The 22,402-nt window shown below is 46.5% G+C and carries 17 protein-coding genes; 16 read left to right on the top strand and 1 reads right to left on the bottom strand.

Annotated elements, in window-relative coordinates; genetic code table 11:
• The first annotated feature begins 140 nt into the window (after positions 1-140).
• On the top strand, positions 141-3,407 hold the full coding sequence (locus tag SDEN_RS11570) for a DEAD/DEAH box helicase (protein WP_011496661.1): 3,267 nt from the start codon (positions 141-143) through the stop codon (positions 3,405-3,407).
• A 112-nt stretch (positions 3,408-3,519) separates the two neighbouring features.
• On the opposite strand, the gene SDEN_RS11565 is transcribed toward SDEN_RS11570, so the two are convergent.
• Entirely contained in the window at positions 3,520-4,809 is a 1,290-nt protein-coding gene (locus tag SDEN_RS11565) for an alpha/beta fold hydrolase (protein WP_011496660.1), read from the bottom strand.
• A gap of 248 nt (positions 4,810-5,057) precedes the next feature.
• On the opposite strand from SDEN_RS11565, the gene SDEN_RS11560 reads away from it, so the two are divergent.
• The 15 genes from SDEN_RS11560 to SDEN_RS11490 all read left to right on the top strand — a co-directional run bounded on the left by SDEN_RS11560 (position 5,058) and on the right by SDEN_RS11490 (position 22,381).
• Positions 5,058-6,107 carry an XdhC family protein gene (locus SDEN_RS11560; protein ID WP_011496659.1) on the top strand — a complete coding sequence of 350 codons (1,050 nt, stop codon included), beginning with the start codon at positions 5,058-5,060 and terminating at the stop codon, positions 6,105-6,107.
• On the top strand, positions 6,098-6,805 hold the full coding sequence (locus SDEN_RS11555) for a nucleotidyltransferase family protein (protein ID WP_011496658.1): 708 nt from the start codon (positions 6,098-6,100) through the stop codon (positions 6,803-6,805). The genes SDEN_RS11560 and SDEN_RS11555 overlap by 10 nt, the downstream gene beginning before the upstream one ends.
• A 111-nt stretch (positions 6,806-6,916) precedes the next feature.
• A complete protein-coding gene (locus tag SDEN_RS11550) occupies positions 6,917-7,369 on the top strand; it encodes a (2Fe-2S)-binding protein (RefSeq protein WP_011496657.1) in 453 nt (150 codons plus the stop codon).
• Positions 7,370-7,371: 2 nt separating this feature from the next.
• Positions 7,372-9,648: a xanthine dehydrogenase family protein molybdopterin-binding subunit gene (locus SDEN_RS11545; protein WP_011496656.1), complete on the top strand. Its 2,277-nt coding sequence runs from the start codon at positions 7,372-7,374 to the stop codon at positions 9,646-9,648.
• A 209-nt stretch (positions 9,649-9,857) separates the two neighbouring features.
• Positions 9,858-10,385 carry a DUF1097 domain-containing protein gene (locus SDEN_RS11540; RefSeq protein ID WP_011496655.1) on the top strand — a complete coding sequence of 176 codons (528 nt, stop codon included), beginning with the start codon at positions 9,858-9,860 and terminating at the stop codon, positions 10,383-10,385.
• Positions 10,386-10,461: 76 nt separating this feature from the next.
• Positions 10,462-10,749, top strand: a complete 288-nt coding sequence (locus SDEN_RS20255) for a YkgJ family cysteine cluster protein (RefSeq protein WP_011496654.1) — start codon at positions 10,462-10,464, stop codon at positions 10,747-10,749.
• A 333-nt stretch (positions 10,750-11,082) separates the two neighbouring features.
• Positions 11,083-13,233, top strand: coding sequence for a transcriptional regulator NosR (nosR, locus tag SDEN_RS11535; protein WP_011496653.1), 2,151 nt, complete (start codon positions 11,083-11,085; stop codon positions 13,231-13,233).
• A 79-nt stretch (positions 13,234-13,312) separates the two neighbouring features.
• Complete coding sequence (gene nosZ, locus SDEN_RS11530) at positions 13,313-15,199, top strand: TAT-dependent nitrous-oxide reductase (RefSeq protein ID WP_011496652.1); 1,887 nt, start codon at positions 13,313-13,315, stop codon at positions 15,197-15,199.
• Positions 15,200-15,404: 205 nt separating this feature from the next.
• The gene (locus tag SDEN_RS11525) at positions 15,405-16,856 is read left to right on the top strand and encodes a nitrous oxide reductase family maturation protein NosD (RefSeq protein WP_011496651.1); all 1,452 of its coding nucleotides are present in this window, start codon (positions 15,405-15,407) and stop codon (positions 16,854-16,856) included.
• On the top strand, positions 16,853-17,836 hold the full coding sequence (locus SDEN_RS11520) for an ABC transporter ATP-binding protein (protein ID WP_011496650.1): 984 nt from the start codon (positions 16,853-16,855) through the stop codon (positions 17,834-17,836). Before SDEN_RS11525 ends, SDEN_RS11520 begins: the two co-directional genes overlap by 4 nt.
• Positions 17,833-18,651 (top strand): ABC transporter permease, encoded by an 819-nt coding sequence (locus SDEN_RS11515; RefSeq protein WP_011496649.1) that lies wholly within the window; start codon positions 17,833-17,835, stop codon positions 18,649-18,651. The genes SDEN_RS11520 and SDEN_RS11515 overlap by 4 nt, the downstream gene beginning before the upstream one ends.
• A 139-nt stretch (positions 18,652-18,790) precedes the next feature.
• The gene (locus SDEN_RS11510) at positions 18,791-19,333 is read left to right on the top strand and encodes a nitrous oxide reductase accessory protein NosL (protein WP_011496648.1); all 543 of its coding nucleotides are present in this window, start codon (positions 18,791-18,793) and stop codon (positions 19,331-19,333) included.
• Positions 19,334-19,920: 587 nt separating this feature from the next.
• Positions 19,921-20,511 (top strand): hypothetical protein, encoded by a 591-nt coding sequence (locus tag SDEN_RS19855; RefSeq protein WP_049763028.1) that lies wholly within the window; start codon positions 19,921-19,923, stop codon positions 20,509-20,511.
• Positions 20,512-20,830: 319 nt separating this feature from the next.
• Positions 20,831-21,397: a hypothetical protein gene (locus tag SDEN_RS11495; protein ID WP_011496646.1), complete on the top strand. Its 567-nt coding sequence runs from the start codon at positions 20,831-20,833 to the stop codon at positions 21,395-21,397.
• Between the two features lie 651 nt (positions 21,398-22,048).
• Complete coding sequence (locus tag SDEN_RS11490; RefSeq protein WP_011496645.1) at positions 22,049-22,381, top strand: hypothetical protein; 333 nt, start codon at positions 22,049-22,051, stop codon at positions 22,379-22,381.
• The last annotated feature ends 21 nt before the right edge of the window (positions 22,382-22,402 follow it).

Raw genomic sequence — 22,402 nt, 5'->3', positions numbered from 1 at the left:
GCTTGCGGCTATTTTATTAACCTCATTTTTTCACACAACTAGATTATCCCTAGGCATTTAGGCACTTATTCCATAGAATGTATGGTTGTTTATTTTCCTAAGCGGTGTGTGTGTTTTACCGCTGTATTCTGGGTGTGTGCATGTCGGCTAAAATTTTTAATCTGCCAATCAAGATGACCTCAGCCTTAGTGGCTAAGTTGTTCCCTGCCAATGTGTTACAAAAAGCACAGAATTACGTGATCCAAGGTCGGGTACTGGATGTGACTGCCAGTAGCGACAATCATAATATTGAATCCTTTGTGGCTGGCAGTCACCCAGAGCCTTATCGTCAAGACATCACCTTAGTGAACATTAATCATAAAATTTTGATGAATGCTCATTGCACCTGTCCCGTGAGAAGCAATTGTAAACATGTGGCGGCGGCGTTATTAACCTTAGTGGATAAAAAGCCAGTAGAAGAGCAGCGCTTATCTCAATGGTTGATGCAACTGGATGAACAAGCCACTTCAGGTAGCGCAGATGAGTTGCCCGAGCAAGAAAAGGACCGCGTGATTTTCGTGTTGTCGAGCGATCATCAAGGGGTATTTGTTGAGCTTAAAAGAAGCAAGCTCAACAAGAAAGGCCAGTTTAATCGAGGCAGTAAACTGGCACTCACCGAAGTGAAATATCATATTCCTTGGTGGATATCCAAGGAAGATGCGCAAATTGTCAGCTTACTGATGTCAGTGCTGGCGGCTAATCATCATGCCTCTAAAATTTACCTTGAAGGTGAGATTTGTGCCCTGGCACTCAATAAAATGCTCAATCTGGATACCTGTTTCTGGGAAGATAGCCGTTTCCCTATCATGCGAACACAAGCCATCACCCCTGAGTTTATTTGGCTTGAGTTGGATAGAAAACACACCCAAATGCAAATGCAGTTGCCAACACTGGAAAACTGGGAATTTATCGCCACTGTGCCGCCCATGTTTGTGGATTTAGACTACTTACGAATTGGTTTACTAGACACTGAACTCACCACAGCCAAGCTTAAATTACTGCAACAGATGCCGCCTGTGCCACTGACTCAAGTGGACAGTATTAGTCACAAAATGCTGCAGCATTTCTCGCCGCGCAATGTGCCTGTGCCTGCCGATATTGAGTTTCATGAAGTCGATAGCCCGCTGAAGGTGCGCCTTACTTTAACTATGGTCAAATTGTCTGATGCCATGGGCGCTGGCAAGCAGCCGGCATTAAGGCTTGAATTTCTCTATGGGGAGATCTGCTTTAGCGGTAAGGCAAAGCGTGAAGCCATCAGCTTAATTAAAAAAGATAAGGTGCAGTATCAAGTCAAGCGAGATTTGGAGGGCGAAACCCGCGCCGCCGATGCGTTATCGACGCTCAAGTTTAGCTTCCTAAACCCTTTAGATGTCGCAAGCAGTGAAACATTGCACTGTTTTGCTACTTTGGGCATCTTGCCTGATGCCATCTATGCCTGGTCGCAGTTTGTAAACACTCAAGATGCCGTAGACAATGACAGTGCGAGCACTAAGCAAGCGTTAACTAAGCTAGGTTATGAGTTGATTGAGGCCGAGGATTTTGACCTTAATATTGTCGCCGCGGAACTAGATATCGATCTTAATGACGATGAAGATAATGGCTGGTTTTCGTTGTCGTTAAATGCCGATATCGATGGCCAGAGTGTGCCCTTGTTAGCCTTAGTGGCACGCTGGCTGCAACAACATGGGGAGCCAGATGATGAGCAGTTCCTGTTGCTGCCATCCCCTAATGGGGGCTTTATTCAAGTCAAAGCCAAAACCATTAAACCCTTAGTGTCCATTATTAAGGAACTGTTTGACCGTCACGGCGAAGATAAGCTGCAAGTGCCTCGCAGTCGAGCTCATTTGCTCAATGAATTAACCGCCAGCGAAATTCGCCTGCTTAATGGCGAGCGGATCCAAGCATTGGCGGCCAAGCTCGGTGAGTTTAAAGGCATAGTGTCGGTGAGCTTGCCTGCGGGCCTTAATGCCACCTTAAGGGATTATCAGAAACAAGGGCTGGACTGGTTATGCTTCTTAAAAGAGTATCAGCTTGGCGGTATATTGGCCGATGATATGGGCCTAGGTAAAACCATTCAGACCTTGGCATTTTTACTAAAGGCGAAAGAACAGCGCGGCGACAAAACGGCTAAAACCAGCCTTATCATCTGTCCAACTAGCTTGATTGGCAACTGGTTAAAAGAGACCCAAAAGTTTGCCCCAAGCCTTAAGGTATTGGTGATACATGGTAATAAACGCAAAGACTTGTTGGCGCAAATTGAGCAGCATGACTTAGTGATCACCACCTATCCGCTTATCTTGCGGGACGAGCTTATCTATAGTCAGATCCATTTTGAACACCTTATTTTAGATGAAGCTCAGCTGATTAAAAATGCCCAGGCCAAGGTGACTCAGTTGGTTAAAACTTTGCGGGGCCGTTTTCGCTTGTGCCTGTCGGGTACCCCCCTTGAAAACCACTTAGGCGAGCTCAAATCCTTGATGGACTTTTGTTTGCCAGGTCTCTTAGGTCAACATACGCACTTTTTAAAAGAATTTAGAAATCCAATAGAAAAACAAGCGGATAAAGAGAAGTTAATTCAGCTTTCTACGCGAATTTCCCCCTTTATGCTGCGCCGTACTAAGCAAGAAGTGGCCGCGGAATTACCGGAGAAAACTGAGATTATCTCTTCACTCACCTTGGAGAAAGATCAGCGTAACTTGTATGAAAGTATTCGTTTAGTGATGGAGAAAAAACTGCGGGAATTGTTCGCCCAAAAAGGCGTGTCTAGCAGTCATATCGAGTTTTTAGACGCCTTGCTTAAATTGCGCCAAGCCTGCTGCGATCCTCGTCTGGTGAAGCTTGAACAAGCGCAAAACGTTAAGAGTAACGCCAAGCTTACCTGGCTTACGGAAAACTTAACTGAAATGGTGGAAGAGGGGCGTAAAATCCTTATTTTCAGTCAGTTCACTGGCATGTTATCCCTAATCGAAGAAGAGCTGCAACGCCTCAATATTGACTACAGTTTGCTGACTGGTAAGACTCGCTCAAGGCAAACACAGATAGATGACTTCCAGGAAGGCCGTAAGCCTGTGTTCCTAATCAGCCTAAAAGCGGGTGGCACTGGGCTTAACTTAACGACCGCAGACACAGTAATCCATTTCGATCCTTGGTGGAACCCAGCCGCCGAACGCCAAGCCACAGACAGAGCCCACAGAATTGGACAACTGAACCCAGTATTTGTCTATAAATTGATAGCCCAAGGCACGGTGGAAGAAAAAATCCATGAGATGCAGCAGCATAAGCAGGGCCTTGCGGACAGCATCTTGTCAGACAAAGAGCAAGGCCCATGGCAGGGAAGTGCAGAAGACTTGTTAGCCCTGCTAAGTTAATTAAAAAAGTATATTAAAACAGTGGGTTAATTCAGGTCCTAGGCCCTAGGGTTTAGAACCTAGATCCTAGAATCTTGGAGCAAGATCCTAGATCCTCATTGCTATCTGTCGCCTATCTCAGCTCTCGCCCCGTATTAAGGGCGATGAGCTTATCCAGCACTCGCTCGCCATCCATGCGTATGCCATTGTGCTCGTATTCTGACGTCAGCCAGTACTTAAGGCTGCCTACATCTTTAGTGGTTTCTAAGCTGTACTGCATCTCAACAAACATGTCTTCGCTGTAAATGGCGGCGCTGACGGGCACTGTATTGGCTTTAAGTTGCTCGAGATCATACAGTGCTGGCCAGTCTGATTTCGCGGCCAATAATTCGGCGGCTTCTTTTAAGGGCTGAAGTTGGCTGAATTGATCGAACATCCAAGGGTAAACCATTTCACCTGTGAACAATAAATCTTTGCCGAGGTGATAATTAAACTGACTATATTGTTCACGCACTCGATGAGCGGCCCAATTTGAGGCGCTATTTTGACAATAGATGGACTCATGCAGCACGGCGAACAGCGGGTTGGTGTTGTAATCTAAAAATTGACCAAACTGATGCAAAAACAGCGGATTCACTTTAACCCCTTGGGCCGTGTCGATTAAGGCTTGTTCCAGCAAGTAATACACGCCCTCAGGGCCTTGTTCCATGCCAAGATTTATACCTAACAGTTGCAGCATTTCAACGGTTAAGCGCTCCCCTGAACTGAGTAATACTTCATATTCACTGATGTGACTGGCAAGCCTGTTGGCAAGCTCTCTGGCATCACTAAAACGGCTGAAAAAATCCTGATTTTTAGCTAATACTCTTTGATAGGTCGCTTGATAGACTTCATCGGCACTGCGTTCTAGGGAGGGAATGCCGCCAGTGATATAGGCGGCTTTCAGCCCTTGTGGGGCGGCACTTAAATAACGCAGCACACAAAAGCCGCCAAAGCTCTGACCTAAAATGCTCCAAGGCCTATCAGGGCTGAGTTTAGCGCGAATGAGCTCTGCATCACGAATGATGTTATCACTTCGAAAATGACTTAGGTATTCAGCTTGCTGCTGGGAGGTCAAATGAGCCAGACTCTCAGCGCTCACAGGAGTTGAAAGCCCGGTGCCTCTTTGATCTAATAAGAGGACTCGATACTGAGTTAAGGCGCGCTTTATCCAACCGGTATTGGCAACAGGCCTAACGGCGCCAAACCCTGGGCCCCCTTGAAAGAAAACCAAATAGGGCAGTTCTTTATTTTGGTGTTCAACACTTGAAAGTTCACGCACAAAGAGGTTTATCTGTTCACTGGGGCTTTGTTGGTAATCCAGTGGGACACTGAAGCTGTGTTTCTTCGCTATGATGCCACTGAGCTTGTTATCTGTGCGCATAATGCACCTTTTATAAGTTGTAAGCTTGGAATACAAGGGCTCTCTTAGGTGACTGAAATTTAAAAAGCTGAGTCGGCAGTAGCAGAGGCATTTGCATTATGAGAGTGGCAGAGTGTAATACCTTAGGGCACTTTTTTGAAATTTAAATCCTGTTTGTTTTTTCATCCACAGCAATTTCTTTCATCATTTACATTAGTCTGCTAACTTGATTAGATTAACCTCTTCTAAAGCAATGGCTTGCATTTATTATGACCCATGACCTGTTAGATTTGTTGCGACAATGGCATCAAAGCCCCGATGAGGCTTGGGTGTTGGCTGTCTTGACTCAAGTTCAGGGCTCGTCTTATCGAAAACCTGGCGCCATGATGTTATTTCACCCCATGGGTAAGAGTTATGGCATGTTAAGTGGTGGTTGCCTAGAGGCGGACCTTCGCCGTCATGCGCAGCAGGTCATCCAAAGCCAATGTGTTGCTCAGGTTGAGTATGATGCCAGCGATGAGTCAGATAGCAGTTATCAGCTGGGCTGTGGCGGCATAGTGAACATCATGTTAGTGACAGTGACTAAAGCTAACGATTATCTCGGTTTTAACCCGTTATTAGCGGCATTAGCGCGAGGGGATAGCGTCGAGTATGAGTTGAGTTTGCCAGCAAACGCCAGTCCGTGTCAGCAGGCAAGCGCCAAGCTTAGCATAGTGCCTTTATCCGACAATTTGACTCAAGCTCAATTGAAGGGGGCGCATAAGGCTGTCACTGCTTATAAGCATGAGGTGTTAACTATGCGTTTAGCACCGCCCATCGCATTAGGCATTTTTGGCGCGGGTCTGGATGCACAGCCTGTAGCGGCGATGGCCCAGCAACTGGGCTGGCAGGTGAGCGTGTTTGATGAGCGCAGCGCCTATGGCAGGCTTTATGATTTTCCCTCGGTCAAGGTAGTCAAAGGCCCCTTTGACGCCATAGAACCCGCAATACTTAAGCGCTTAGATGCGGCAATTGTCATGAGTCATAACTTAAATTTAGACGCCAAGGCGCTCTCCTTGCTGGCATCGCTTTCCCAGCCGCACTCCCATAATAACCTAGCCTATTTAGCCTTACTGGGCCCGCCCCAAAGGCGGGATCGCGTCTTGAGAATAGCGGGACTTGAATTGGCAGACATTAAGTGCTTTTTCTCGGCGCCAGCCGGTCTTGCCTTAGGCGGTGAGTTACCAAGTTCAGTGGCCCTTAGCATAGTGTCACAATGCCATGGGGTGCTTCATGGCAGCGCTATTATCGCACTCGATGAGGTAATGGGATGCCCTTAAATAAACCGATTAGATTGGTGCCCGTCATACTGGCCGCCGGAGGCAGTCGGCGCTTTAATGGGGTAAAGCTTATGAGCAGGCTTAATAATGGCAAGCTTTTACTCGAGCACAGCATTCAGCAGTTGCAGCTAGGCTGTGAGCAGTTTCAGGCTCAGCAAGACGGCGTGCATTCAAACGCAAGTGTTAATCACAGTGTTGACATTTCTAGGCTCGAACTCTCTCCTGTGACAGTCATTTTGGGCGGCCACCATGAGTGCTTAGCCCCGCTATTGCCAAGCGGCATGGCTTATCGGCTAAATCCAGATTGGCATCAAGGCTTAAGCAGCTCGATTCGAGTCGCGGTTAAGCATGCAGCTGAGCTTGATGCCGATGCCTTATTGCTGACATTAGCCGATCAAGTGGCTCTCGAGTCTCACGATTACGCTGCGCTATTCGCGCTGTTTTGTGGCAGATTTTCACAAGGCGCTCCCCATAGCGGACAGACAACGGCGGCTTTTTATCGGCAAACTCCTGGGGTTCCTGCTATTTTTTTAGCTGATGATTTTTCTGCCTTGAGTCAATTAAACGCAGATAAAGGCGCTAAGGCCATTTTAGTTGAACGCCATAACCGTCAACAATTACAGCTATTGCCACTGGAACAAGCGGCGATAGATATCGACACCCAAACAGAGTTATCCTTATGGTTGGCTGATGCCTAGGCGCGCCGTTCTCGGTGCACAGTTCTAGACATCCAAGTCTCGCCAGCCCTCACTAAGGATCAGGGCACATAACTCGATAACGCTAAGCGCTACAATACCAAGGAGTGAGTGATGCCAAGTTCAACCCAGACTCTGCTAGTCAATGGTCGCAAGTTTACTTTGGATGCAGATCCTAAGATGCCGGTGCTGTGGGCCCTTCGAGATTTAATTGGTCTCACAGGAACTAAATTTGGTTGTGGCGCGGGCCTTTGCGGCGCCTGCACCATACATCTGGATGGCAAGCCTGTGCGAGGCTGCCTGACAAGCCTGAGCCAAGTGCAAGGCAAACAAGTCACCACCATTGAGGGCTTAGAAGCGGATAAACTCAAAGCCCAATGGCTTGAACATAATGTGCCTCAATGCGGATATTGTCAGGCGGGGCAATTGATGTCGGCGGCGGCATTGTTAGCCAGTACCCCAAAGCCGAGCGAGCAGCAAATTAATGAGGCCATGGTGGGCAATATTTGCCGCTGCGGCACCTATCCGCGGATCAAGGCGGCAATTCAAGCCGCTTCGGAGGCATGAACATGACACAATTTACAGCAGTGGAAAATGTAAGCCGCCGAGATGTACTTAAGTTGTTTGGCGCCGTGGGAGGAGGCCTTGCATTAGGGGTTAGTGGCCTAAGCTGGAGCCCGATGGCGTTGGCTCAAGATAAACAGGCGGCGCTGAATCTTTTTATCGCCATAGGCGAAGATAACAAGGTGTATTTAACCTGTCATCGCTCGGAAATGGGTCAGGGCATTCGCACCGGTATTCCCCAAGTGCTTGCGGATGAACTGGAAGCCGATTGGGACAAAATAATCGTAGTGCAAGGGCTTGCCGATAAGCGCTATGGCAGTCAAAACACAGACGGTAGCCGCTCTATTCGCAAGCATTTTCATAGAATGCGTCAAATGGGCGCGATGGCGCGCACCATGCTAGAACAAGCCGCCGCCAATCAGTGGCAGGTGGCTATAGAACAGGTTAAAGCTAAGGGCCATAGAGTCTATTTATTAGTAGATGCGGCTACAGGGGCAGACATTGAAAGCCTTGGCGGCAAGAGCTTAAGTTATGGTGAACTTGCCATAGCCGCATCTACCTTGGCCATGCCAGATGCCGATAGCGTGCGACTCAAGCCTGCCAGTGAATTTACTCATATAGGTAAGTCGCACACCATAGTCGACATGGACGCTATGATCGAAGGTAAAGCCGTGTATGGCTATGATATTCGTATGCATGGTTTGATGCATGCCAGTATCAGCCGCCCGCCCGTGCTTGGCAGTGATGTGGCAAGTTTAGATGACAGTGAGGCACGTAAAATTGCTGGAGTGGTGGACATAGTCCGCTTAGCGGTGCCAAAAGGTGCCCCCTTGTTTCATCCCTTAGGCGGGGTGGCAGTGATTGCGACCAATACTTGGAGCGCCATCGAAGGGCGCAAAGCCCTAAAAATCACTTGGACACAAGCCCCAAACGACGGTCATGATTCAGATGCCTATCTTGCAGAGTTGGTGACGCGCGTGGGGCAGCCGGGTAAAACCCTGCGCCATATTGGCCCCGAAACCACGGACTGGCCAGAGACACAGACTCATAAAGCCGTGTATACCTTACCCTATCTGACCCATGCCATGATGGAGCCGCCAGTGGCTACGGCCAAGGTCAGCAGCAAAGCCTGCGAGCTCTGGTCATCGACTCAGACACCACAAAGTACTCAGCAAAATGTGGCTGCAGCCCTTGGCTTTGAAGAACAGCAAGTCAAGGTCAATGTGACCTTATTGGGCGGCGGGTTTGGGCGTAAATCTAAACCCGACTTTAGCGTCGAGGCGGCAGTGTTATCCCAAAAACTTAAGCGTCCAGTGAAGGTGTGTTGGAGCCGAGAAGATGAAATTCAGAACGGCTATTATCACGCCATCAGTGCCCAGTTATATCAGGCCAAATTCGACAAGGACAATAAGCTGGTGGCCTTTCTTGCCCGCAGTGGTTTCCCCTCTATTAGCTCAACCTTTGCCGAAGGGGTGGATGAGCCTTCAGCGGGCGAGCTGGATTTAGGCTTTACCGACGTGCCCTTGGCGGTGGAAAGCCTACGTTTAGAGTCGGTTAAGGCCAAGGCCCATACCCGCATTGGTTGGATGCGCTCTGTGTGTAATATTCAGCACGCCTTTGGTATTGGCAGTTTCGTCGATGAGCTGGCCCTAAAAGCCAAGCTGCCTTGCATCGAGATGTGGCGTCAGTTGCTCGGATCTGCGCGGATAGAGACCTTTAAGGATCAAGGGTTTGAATACAGTAATTACGGTGAGGAACAAGCGGATCACCCCATAGATGTTGGCCGTTATCACAGATTGCTCGATGATATGCAGGCCAAGCTTAAGCTTGAACCTGCGCTTAAGGCGAACCAAGGGTGGGGCTTTGCTATTCACAGAAGTTTCGTCAGTTACGTGGCGGTGGCGACCTTAGTCGAAGTTAACGATAAGCAGCTTAAGGTGCTTAAGTGCATCGCCATGATAGATGCAGGTTTGGTGGTGAACCCAGATAGGGTTAAGTCTCAGACAGAAGGGGCGATGATTTTTGGCTTAAGCCTTGCCATGATGGGGGAGATAAGCTTTAAAGAGGGCAAAGTGGTGCAATCCAATTTCCATGATTATCCTGTGCTGCGTCTATCTCAAAGCCCCGAGATCAGTGTGACTTTGATTGAGTCGGATGCGAAACCTGCCGGTGTGGGTGAGCCTGGGGTGCCGCCAGTGGCACCGAGTTTGACCAATGCCATCTATGCCGCCTGCGGTATTCGGGTGCGGGACTTACCCGTCAGCAAAGAGTTCACGGTTTAAGCATGATGAGCCTATTAAATTGAGTGTCACTAATGAAGAACGCTGAATTCATTGTCATCCTTGTAGTAAAAAAACACAAACTTTGACCATTCAAGGCGGTTTTTAGGTTTTTAATCACAAATAATGGCATAAATTGTTTTTTTACGAGCAATTTAGCGGTAACTTAACAACATTCTGTTGTTGCTGCCTTGGGCAGTCTGGAGTGAGTTATGGAACATCGTTGGCCAATTGCTATTTCTGCCGGTTTATTAGCTGCGCTTTGGTGCGGCGCTGCGGATGCGTTTTCCCTGGTGACTTGGGTGGGATTTTTAGGTTGCAGCACGTTTTTCGCGCAAACAGACACTGGGGTGAAAGGCTTATTGATGGCGTGGTTCACTAACTTATCTGGGGTGTTTTGGGCCTGGCTTATTATTTCAGCGAGTAGTCTATTCGATTCAGCCTTGATGGGTTATGCCCTGACGGGCCTTGTCACCATGGGCATGTGTTTGCAGGCAAGCTATCGGGGATTGGCCTTTATTCCCGGTACTTTTATTGGCTGCTGCGCCACATTTGCCTTGGGTCCTAATATCTTAGCGCTCACTAGCGCCTTGATGTTAGGCGGTTTGCTGGGCCTGTGCATGAGTCAATTCACAGCATTCTTGATCCGCCTAGAAAGCGGTTTTTCTGGGGTTATGCAAACAAACTCATCGGCAAAAACTGACCTGCAAGAAGGTGCATTACAGAAAAAAGCCCCGTAATTCAATTAATCCCACAGGCATATTAAACCGAGTCTAGATGGGGTAAAATTGGCAATTATTCATATTGATTTTACCCATGACTATTCCTATTAAAAACCTACCAGAAATCGAAGTCAGTTGTTCAAATTGCCAGGCCACGTGCTGCCGTCTAGAGGTGATGATAATTACCGACACAGGGGTGCCAGAGCAGCATATTTCCCGTGATAGATGGGGCGGCGAAACCATGTTGCGACTCGATGATGGTTGGTGTTCGGCTGTGGACCGTGAGACTTATATGTGCACGATTTATGAGAATAGACCCTTGATTTGTCGAGAATTTGAAATGGCGTCTTATGAATGTAAAGTTGAGCGAGGGCTGATATAACAGCCAACGGCAATACGCGTCATTCAGCTTATTGATAATAAATATTCCTTTCAAGGAACATTACTTGCAAAGATGGCTAGCAAACATAGCTAGCAAAATAGCTAAGCAAAGTGTTTTTGCATTTATCTCATCCTGTTTACCCCTGATTAACTCGCGCATTCTGCGCAATATCACACTTTGTTCACTAATTTAACCTGAGTCACAATTCGGCTATGCAATGCCCTTGTGGGCTCAAGTTCGCTTTCCTTTATTGATCTAAGTCACTAAAAAGTATTAAAGGCGCATGTAACATGCTTTTTTGATGGGTGCGGCATTTTGTCGCATAGGCAAAAAATGCTTGGAGGCAGGGTGCTGTTGGTGAACGTGAATCTTAACAATATCAAAAGTTTAATTTTATTCCTGAGTCTGTTGTTAGGGATGGCTTTCCCTGCTGCGGCATTATTTGTCAGCCCCGCAAAACCCGCCATGCCTGAAATTCAAGCGCTATTCCCCACTGCCAGTAGCATAAGTGAAAAACAAGGTGAGCCTGCTATTTGGACGGTTCATCAAGGTGAGGAGGTGTTAGGTTATGCCTTTGAAACCAATGATATCGCTAAAATTCCGGCTTACTCTGGCGAGCCTGTCAACATGCTGGTGGCTATAGATGCCAAAGGGCAATACTTAGGCGCTAAGGTGCTCGAGCATCACGAACCCATTATTTTGGCGGGCATTCCAGAAACTAAACTGTGGAAATTTACCGACCAATACCAAGGGCTTAATGTAAAAGACAGGATCAAGGTTGGCGGCAATGCCAGCCAAGGCACCATAGCCATAGACGGCTTATCGGGCGCGACTGTGACTGTAATGGTGATGAATGTCGCTATTACTAAGGCGGCCACTAAGGTGGCGCAATCCTTGGGGCTAATTGAAATTAAAAAAGGCATTATTCAGCCTCTTTCAACCATTAAGCCTGACGTATTTGCTAAAGCTGATTGGCAGACCCTCACAGGCGATGGCTCGATTCGTAAACTCTATTTAAAGCGTGCCGTGGTGGATGATGCCTTTATGGGCACAGAGGCTGAACACGTAGATGAAGCCAGCGCGTCGCAAAAACAAGACATGTTTGCCGAAATCTATTACGCCTTATTGGATGTACCAACTATAGGTAAAAACTTACTCAGTGAGGCGGATAACGCTTGGCTTGTTGACCCACTCGTTAAGGGCGAGCATTTATTGGTCCTCATGGGCAATGGCTACTCTTTTAAGGGCTCGGGTTATGTGCGCGGCGGTATTTTTGACCGTATTCAGCTGCACCAAGGGGATGAGGCCATCTCGTTTCGCGATCTCGAACACAATCGTTTAACGGATCTTGCCATCGAAGCTGCGCCGCATTTTGCGGAAATGTCGGTGTTTCGCATCCAGGCGCATTATGAGTTTGACCCAGGTGCACCTTGGCAATTAGAGCTGTTAGTGCGCCGGCAAACGGGTCCTATCGATAGCCTATTCACAAGCTTTAAGGGCGAATACCAGATGTTGCCCAAGTATGTGGATACGCCAGCGGCGATCATACCTGAGCCAGAACGCAGCTTAATTGAGCAAGTGTGGTTTGAGAAACGCTATGAAGTGATAGCGCTCAGCATAATGATCACTGTGTTGCTGTTGATCTTATTCTTCCAAGATGTATTAGTGCGTCACCCCACCTTTATTCATAACCTGCGCCATGGTTTTTTGATTGCCACTGTGGTGCTAGTGGGCTGGACTTGGGGCGGGCAGTTGTCGGTAGTGAATGTGTTTACCTTCTTGCAATCTTTAATGGGTAACTTCTCCTGGGATTTATTCATGCTTGACCCGATTATTTTTATTCTTTGGGCGGCGGTGGCAGTGACCATTTTACTCTGGGGCAGGGCTGTGTACTGCGGCTGGTTATGCCCCTTTGGCGCGCTGCAGGAACTGGTCAATCAGTTCGCCCGTTTTGTAAAAATCCCCCAATTTGAATTGCCCTTTGCGGTGCATGAACGTCTTTGGGCGATTAAATATTTAATTCTATTAGTACTGTTTGGTGTGTCCCTCGATTCGCTGGCCATGGCGGAGAAATTGGCTGAAATTGAGCCGTTCAAGACCACCTTCTTACTTAAATTTGACCGCGAGTGGCCCTTTGTCCTCTGGGCAAGCTTTTTGATTTTACTTAATTTAGTCAACCGCAAAACCTTCTGTCGTTATTTGTGCCCACTGGGGGCTGCGCTTTCGGTAAGCAACAGTGCTCGCTTGTTTAATTGGCTTAAGCGCCGTGAAGAGTGCGGCACGCCTTGTAAAACCTGCGCCACAGAGTGTGAAATTCAAGCTATTGAACCTAATGGGGTGATCAACATGCGTGAATGCCATTACTGCCTCGATTGCCAAATTACTTATTTTAACGATGAAAAATGTCCGCCACTTAAAAAGCTGGCTTACAAGAAAAACAAATACAAAGAGCATCAAATTGATGCGGTCAATGTGGCCAGTTAATGATGTGATGAATTACTTTTGTGATACCCCAAAACAGCAAGTGTAATGCTGATGTTTTAACACGATGGAGATAAAAACGATGAGCGAGAATAGCGAGAATAAGAGCCTTGAACTCCAAGACTCAAGCCGCCGCAGCTTTATGGGGCGCTCGGCACTAATAGGTGCAGGCGCCGTTGCCGCGCCAATGACGGCAGCCATGTTTGCCTCTATGGCAAAAGCACAAACCCAAACCCAAGGTGCTAGCGCCGTGGTGCATCCTGGTGAACTTGACGAATACTATGGTTTTTGGAGCGGCGGTCACTCAGGTGAAGTGCGTATTCTAGGTATTCCTTCTATGCGTGAGCTGATGCGTATTCCAGTATTCAACATAGACAGTGCTACAGGCTGGGGTATTACTAACGAAAGTAAACGCATTAAAGGTGACAGTGCCCATTTAATGACAGGCGACTCCCATCATCCACACATGAGCATGACCGACGGTAGCTACAACGGTAAGTACGTTTTCATCAACGATAAAGCCAACTCTCGTGTGGCTCGTATTCGTTGTGATGTGATGAAAACAGACAAGATGATCACCATTCCAAACGTGCAGGCGATTCACGGTTTACGGGTACAAAAAGTGCCTTATACCAAGTATGTGATCTGTAATGGTGAGTTCGAAATCCCCATGAACAATGATGGCAAAGCGTCACTGGAAGATGTCTCGACTTACCGCTCGCTGTTTAACGTGATTGATGCCGAAAAAATGGAAGTCGCTTTCCAAGTGATGGTTGACGGTAACTTAGATAACACAGATGCGGATTACGACGGTAAGTACTTCTTCTCCACCTGTTATAACTCAGAAATGGGCATGAACTTAGGTGAAATGATCACCGCTGAACGCGATCACGTGGTGGTATTCAGTCTAGAGCGCTGTTTAGCAGCACTAAAAGCGGGCAAGTTCACTAACTACAATGGCAACAAGGTGCCTGTACTTGATGGCCGAAAAGGGTCTGACTTAACCCGTTATATCCCTGTGCCTAAATCCCCACACGGGATTAACACGGCACCAGATGGCAAGTACTTTGTCGCTAACGGCAAGTTATCACCCACGGTTTCTGTGGTTGAAATTGCCCGTTTAGATGATGTATTTAGCGGCAAAATCCAGCCAAGGGATGCCATCGTTGCCGAGCCAGAATTAGGTTTAGGGCCACTGCACACGGCATTTGATAACAAGGGGAACGCATTTACGACCTTGTTCTTAGACAGCCAAATCGCTAAGTGGAATATCCAAGATGCGATCAAGGCCTACAATGGCGAAAAAGTAAATTACTTGCGTCAAAAGCTTGATGTGCATTACCAGCCAGGCCACAACCATACTTCACAGGGTGAAACCCGTGATACTGATGGCAAGTGGTTGGTTGTATTGTGTAAATTCTCTAAAGATAGATTCTTACCTGTGGGGCCGCTTCGCCCAGAAAACGATCAATTAATTGATATTTCTGGTGATGAAATGAAGCTAGTTCACGATGGCCCAACCTTCGCAGAACCCCACGATTGTATGATAGTGCACCGCAGTAAAGTGAAGCCACAGAAGTTGTGGACCCGTGATGATCCTATGTTTGCTGACACTGTTGCCATGGCGAAGCAAGACGGTGTCACCTTAGAGATGGACAACAAGGTTATCCGTGATGGTAACAAGGTGCGTGTTTACATGACCTCTATCGCACCCAACTTTGGCATGAATGAGTTCAAGGTCAAGCTAGGAGATGAAGTGACGGTTGTGGTGACTAACCTTGATCAGGTCGAAGACGTGACTCACGGTTTCTGTATGACTAACCACGGGGTACAGATGGAAGTGGCGCCACAGGCCACTGCTTCTGTGACCTTTATCGCCAATAAGCCAGGGGTGCAGTGGTATTACTGTAACTGGTTCTGTCATGCACTGCACATGGAAATGCGCGGCCGTATGTTAGTAGAAGCGTAAGCCTTAAGCGCAAAAACTAAGAGAACTTCTCTTAGTTTTTGCGGCTTTTTTAATTAGGGTTAAGTAATTTAGCGATGGCGGCTGCAGTTTATTTATGATCAACACAGTTAACACATCAAGCAGGGAGTAATAAGATGACGTTAAGCGTCACCCATCATTTCATCAGGCAACAGCAGTGTTTTTGCCGCATCAGCCGAGGCCAATCATGATGCCTAGCTCATTCTTTGGTTTTTCACTTTCTCGAAGAGCAAGCGTACTGCTTGCTAACGCACTGTTATTGCCATTGTTATTAGCACTGCTATCGCCACTGGCCTTTGCCGCCATTATTGACGTAACCCCAGCGGATAACCTGCAAACCACACTAAATAACGCCCAAGATGGTGATGAACTCATCTTAGCTAAAGGCATATACCAAGGTAATTTTGTGGTACCCCGAAGCGTCACACTCAAAGGCAATGGTGAGGCGGTTATTGATGCCAACGGCAAGGGCCACGCCTTACTGCTGACCAATTCTCACATCACAGTGGATGGACTTAACATTCAAAACTGGGGACAAGATTTAACCGCCCAAGACTCAGGCATTTATTCAGACAAACAAGCCAGCCATATCGTGCTCAGCAATAATCACTTGCAAGGTAGTGGCTTTGGTATTTGGCTGCAAAAAGGCCAGCATATTAAGGTGCTGGGCAATACCGTAATAGGCAATGAGGCGCTTCGCTCATCAGACAGAGGTAACGGCATACAGCTTTCCATCGTGCAAAACGTGCTGGTAAAAGGCAATGATGTTAGCGGCACCCGTGACGGGATTTACATTATTTCTAGTCAACATAATGTGATAGAAAACAATATAATGCATAACCTTCGCTACGGGGTGCATTATATGTATTCTCACAGCAATAAGGTGATGAATAACAGCGCTTATGATACTCGCGCTGGTTATGCCTTAATGAGTTCACGCCTACTTACCGTAACGGGCAATCGAAGCGATAACAGCGAAGATTACGGCTTTTTATTGAATTTTATTACCTCATCCACCATCAGCCATAACCGCATCACCAATGTGTGGACCAAGCCTGAAAACAAGGTCTTAGGCCGCGATGGTAAGGGCTTATTTGTCTACAACAGTGCTTACAACACCCTAAGTCATAATTTAGTGAAAACCGCTGAAATTGGCATACACCTCACCGCTGGCTCTGAAAATACCAAAGTCTTTGCCAATAGCTTTATTAACAATCCTTTGCAGGTGAAATACGTGGCCAATCGCGAAGAAGAGTGGAGCCTTGATGGGGTGGGTAATTACTGGAGTAACTACCTTGGCTGGGATCTTAATAATGACGCCAGAGGCGATACCCCCTTTGAGCCCAATGATGGCATAGACAAGCTAGTATGGCAGTACCCAGAGGCGAAAATTTTGCTTGATAGCCCCGCCATTTTAATGCTGCGCTGGGTGCAAGACCAATTCCCTGTGCTTAAGCCTGCTGGGGTAAAAGACAGCTTCCCTTTGATGCAGCCAATCGTACTTTCACAAGCTGAATTTGCCTCTGCGCAAGAAAAATTAGTGCACTCTGAAGAATTAGCACCGTCTCAGTTAGCAGTGCCGTTAAATGCCCAAGAACCTCATTTAGTGTCAGTTACCGTTTCAGGTGGAACCCTATGACCCAAACATCCCCAATGGCATCCCCGATGACGCCCGCAATAACACCCGCAATAGTGTCGCTCAAGCAGGCAAGTAAAGCCTACCAAGGCCAACAAGTATTAAGTCAAATTGACCTTGATTTAGCCCCAGGTGAAGTGCTGGGATTATTTGGTCACAATGGCGCCGGCAAGACCACCATGATGAAGCTTATTCTCGGCATTATGCCCCCAAGCCAAGGCAAGGTTGAAGTCTTTGGCGTCGACCCTATGTCAAAGCAGGCATGGCTTGGCAGGCGTAACATTGGTTATTTACCTGAAAACGTGAGTTTTTACGACGAGCTTACCGGCAAACAAGTGCTTAATTACTTTGCTCGGCTGAAATCTGTGGATAAGCAAAGCGTATTAGCGCTACTCGAGCAAGTGGGCCTAAGTCATGCCATGAACCGTGCGGTCAAAACCTATTCTAAAGGCATGAAGCAGCGCCTAGGGCTTGCTCAGGCATTTTTAGGTGAGCCTAAATTATTACTGCTCGATGAGCCCACAGTGGGGCTTGACCCTATCGCCACCAAGGAGTTTTACCAAAGCGTTGATAAGCTTAAAAGTGATGGCGCCAGCATTATCTTATGCTCCCACGTACTGCCAGGGGTTGAGCAGCACATAGACAGAGCCTTAATTTTAGGGTCAGGTAAGGTGCTCGCCATAGGCACCTTGGCCGAGCTTAGGCAGCAGGCTAACTTGCCCGTGGCTATTCGCACCCAAGGCTTAAACGGCAGTTTGCAGCAAGATGCCGCGCTCAATGGCTTTATGGTGGGGGCAGATTTACTCCACGTCAGTGAAGCACAAAAAATGGCGGTAATGCGTCAATTAATGAGCCTAGAAAGCCTTAAAGACATTCAATTAGAGCCGGCGGACTTAGGCTGCTTATACCAACATTTTTTGAGTCAAGCTGCAGATAAAAGCGCTGCAAAACCACATTCTGCCGAAGAGAGAGTACAGCCATGAGCCCAGTTATCGCCGTTGCAATTAAAGAGTTTCAAGATGGGCTGCGTAACCGCTGGTTAGTGTCAATTACTGCTATTTTCGCCATCTTATCCTTGGGGCTGAGCTACTATGGCTCGGCGGCATCTGGCGAGCTTGGGGTGGCCTCTTTATCGGCGACCATTGCCAGTTTATCAAGCCTTGCGGTGTTTCTAATTCCGCTTATCGCCTTGCTGCTGAGCTATGACAGCTTCGTCGGTGAGCAAGAGTCAGGCACTTTATTGTTACTGCTCACTTACCCGCTAAGTCACAACCAATTGTTAATCGGAAAATTTTTAGGCCAAGGCAGCATCATCAGCCTAGCGACTATTTTAGGCTTTGGCAGCGCGGCGCTGTTACTTGGCTTTCAGCTGGAATTTACCCCAGTGTTGGCCTCCTTTGGGCTATTTATCTTAACCGCCATTTTGCTGGGCTTAAGCTTTATGAGCATCGCCTATGTGATAAGCCTAAGCGTCACTGAAAAATCTAAGGCGGCGGGCATCGCCCTTATGGTGTGGTTCGGCTTTGTATTGGTGTTTGATTTAGCCTTATTGGCCGTGCTGGTGGGGGTAAAAGAAGGGCTTGATCAACACAGCCTAGTGCAAGTGATGCTGTTTAACCCTGGGGATTTATTTCGCTTAATTAATCTGTCCGTACTGGACACAAAAGATGTCAACGGCGTATTGGCTGTGGCCATCAACTCGGGCTGGTCGAGCTCATCCTTGCTTGCCATGTTAGCGGCATGGGTAGCGCTGCCCTTAGGGCTTGCTGCGGTGATTTTTAATCGCAAAACGCTCTAGTTAATAGCTGATAGCTAATAGCCGAACACGGATTACGGAAATAGATTACGGATAACGGATAACAAATAACAGATAACAGTTCAGACAGTATTAACCTGAAATAGCTATCAATAATAACAAGCAATAGGATGATGTAACCATGACAAAGAGCATGATCAAAAACCGTAAAAAATCAGGGTTTGGCCGCAATCTCCTTGGCGCCTTTCTCGCCATCGCCAGTGTCATTAGTGTCAGCATTGGTCTCAGTGGTTGCGGCGGCCCTGATACTGTCGCGCCCCCAAAACAAGCCCAAGCCATTGACAGTACCCATGAGTGTCACCTTTGCGGCATGTTAATCACCGAATTCCCCGGCCCAAAAGGTGAACTATACACTAAAACCTCAGAGAAAGTGAAAAACTTCTGTTCAACCAGAGACTTATTTAGCTTTTTGCTAGATCCTGAATATGTTCATCAAGTTAAAGAGGTGTATGTCCACGACATGAGCCTATCGCCTTGGGCCAAACCCAACGACAGCCACTTTATTAATGCAAGGCTGGCTTGGTTTGTGGTCGGCTCCAGCCAAACCGGCGCTATGGGGGAGACCATAGGCAGTTTCAGCGTTAAAAAAGATGCCGAAGCATTTATCGAGCAATACGGCGGCAAACTCTACCGCTTCGATGAAATCACCCAAGCACAGCTGTAGTGCGAAGGTTTTTTTTACTTATGGGTAATAGGTGGGATGTGAGCTATATGAGCAATTAGTCGATGTTAATAAGGCAAGTGTTAGTGTTACTGTAAATCAGGCGTACAGGCTTGCCATGGCATCAGCTCTTCGACACGCAGCACTGCTTGTTAAATCAAGAGCTTCCCTGTCGCTCGCCTCGATGCCCTATTTCCTAAAACAAGAAGTAGACGGTCGTCTCGCAACTCTTGTTATGGGATGACATGGCTCACCTTGTTAGCATTGATGTTTACTGTAAGTTTAAAGACTTAAATTTAAAAATCCCGTCATTTTTTACACAACCTTTGCACATTAAGTCTTGAGGGTCATATTTTTTACTAGTAGTATCAGCGTGTTGGATTAGATACTGTGGAAATAATAGGTTCCTCTTTTTTTGGGTAAAGAGTCTCGACAAAGTGCGCATGCGCGTTTATCCAACAGGTGTATTTAGCGTATTGTTGAGTATTCTATCTAAATACAAAGAGTTAGCGGTGCGCGTTTTTACTGGTCTAATGTGGTAGACGCGCATGCGCACTATACAAAGGTTATGTTTTTAATTGGAATATGCTATGAGTCTGGATGATTTAGAATTACAGATTGAAAGGACATCGAGACTGGTTGTCGCCGCTATTTTTGTAGTTCCATTTAGCTATTTGATTTGGTTTGTTTGCGCCGGACAAGTTGTCTCTGATAATACTTCTGACTGGGGGACTTTTGGCGATTTTGTTGGAGGAGTCCTAAATCCTTTAATAGCATTTTTTGCATTCTATTGGCTGACCAAATCAATTAGGATTCAGAAAGAAGAGTTATCTGAAACAAAGACAGCTCTCCAAGAAGCTAGTGTGTCTCAAAAAGATCAAGCAGAGTTAACATTTAGGACATTAAAAGTTCAAGCGCTAAACTCGCAGCTAGAATATATTAATACGAGAATACTTACGGAAAGGGCATATATTAATCAGCTGCTTCAGCAAGCTCAAAAACACGGTCTTAAGTACACAGTTATAACCAAGGATGCTGAGAATAAGAAGTTAGAAGATATTTTACCTCCTTTAAATCAAGAGATTCTAGATCTTTCTAATCAGCAAAAGGATCTTCTTCAGCAAGTACAAAACATAACAAGTCAAGTAAGTGGGACGCCCAAAAGCGGCGCCCCTTCTTGAAGCGCTGGCGGATCCCCTCATAATTTAGGTCTGCCAGCGGTATGAACCAGTTTGATATATTCGTTTAATGCCCAGTAAATTATCGATGCTTTTAGTGTGTATTTTGGCCTTCGCCGTGTTTTATAATGGCTGGCCTGATTTTTTGTGATTTTTTGCTAAGTTTGCCAGCAACACACATGGTGTTAGTTTTAGTCGCCATCTTGAGTAAGAGTGGCGAAATTGATTAGATCAGATAGCACCATGCGTGTCTACTAAATTGAAAATAAAAGCAATTATCAGGGGATTCCCTAGAGTGGGGCGTTAGCTACACCGAGGATATATGGATATTCGTAAAAGTAAGAAAGTCATTTTCAACGCCTTATATGCTTTCATAGGATTATTTGCTTTAGCTGGCTTGAGTGGGCGTATTGCATATGTTCCTCTTGAAAATCTAGAACTTACACTTTTCTTGATGTCTTCAATTATTATATTTACCTTGCTCATTTGGTTAATGGCAACATATAAAGGAACTAAATCCCAGCCAACCGGATTTAAGCAAATGGCTTTACTGATAAAAGAAAGAAAAGTAAAAGAGGTTCTAATTGTTATTGTTTTTCTTCCTTTGGTCTGCTTTCTTATAGGGTATTGTGTTTCCGCTTTAGTAGTAACTATTCCAGCTTTACCTACAAAAATTTTCACTCATAAAACAGAAATTAAACAAACGCAATGTATCAAGACAGGCAGCGATAAAGTCAGAGGTGATTGGTCGATATTTAAACTCTCCAATGGTGAAGAGTGGAAAGTTGCGGGGTATGGAAAAATCTGCCCATCAAATGAACGTAGTTGTACACTGAAATACTCTGAAGGCTATTTAGGTTATTATATACGCGATGTTATGTGTAGCTAATCGGGTCACCGGAGGTGTCTAACCTCCAGCCCCCACACTACCCTGTATGCGGCTCCGCACACGACTGAATGGGCAATGATGCTCCGTGCATCAAAATGGTATTCTCTCCGTCCATGGAGGTCAGATTCAGGAGGTAGAGCAATGCAGGAGCATGTTGCCGAGGTCGGTTCATTTACTCTCTTCAATGAATGACCTAACCTAGACTTGCTGGTTAGCGTCTTAGTTTCGAGAGTGAACTGCGATCCATCCATCTCTTAGTGAATATAATCCTGCTTTTTATTCGAGCTTGGCATTACTCAACATTAGCTGTATCTCTGGTCATTACTGAAGACAAGAGCCGAGCTTCGCCATAGGACATTGCGGAGATGTAACTTTAGCAACACAGGGGTCACAGAGGCTAGCGGCTTCCTTCATACCTCGGGATAAGCCCTTGCCATTCGCTAGTCGTTAACGTTTAATAACAGCAGGTTGTTAAGCGGTGATATTCCTACAGAGCTTATGTATAATGGAAAGTCACCTCATTAGTTCATGCCCATGCTGGGCGTACACAAGGTAATTCAATCTGACAAAAAGAGCTTGTCTCGTTTTTTGCAAAAGGCGCAAAAAACAATCCAACTGTTTTTGCAGTTTAATTAAGCGTTATAAGCCATTATGAAAAATCTGAGAGTTGAATCGACATCAATAAGTTGGGATTTTAACGAAGCAACGGTTTCAATTGATGAGGGTTACCTGATCAAAGGCACTCAATATGTTGCCTCTGAAAAATTATTATTGGTGCTAGCAGGTGAACGAGGTGTTGCTCAAAACTTGCTTGCATACAACGAAGATGGCAGTTTGAAATTTTCTTTGTACCCTCCCAAAGGCTTTTTCTGCTATTTTACTGACGTTAACGGCATCGGAGTAACCTGCGGGTATGAGTTAAATGAGATTCAAAACTACCACATTAATTTTAATAAAATGAGTCTCGAAGAAAATGGCTTATAACAAATAAGGATAGGCCGCGCG

Origin of the sequence: Shewanella denitrificans OS217, from assembly GCF_000013765.1 — a bacterium.
GTDB classification, from domain to species: Bacteria; Pseudomonadota; Gammaproteobacteria; order Enterobacterales; family Shewanellaceae; genus Shewanella; species Shewanella denitrificans.
This window is presented reverse-complemented; position numbering and strand designations above follow the sequence as displayed.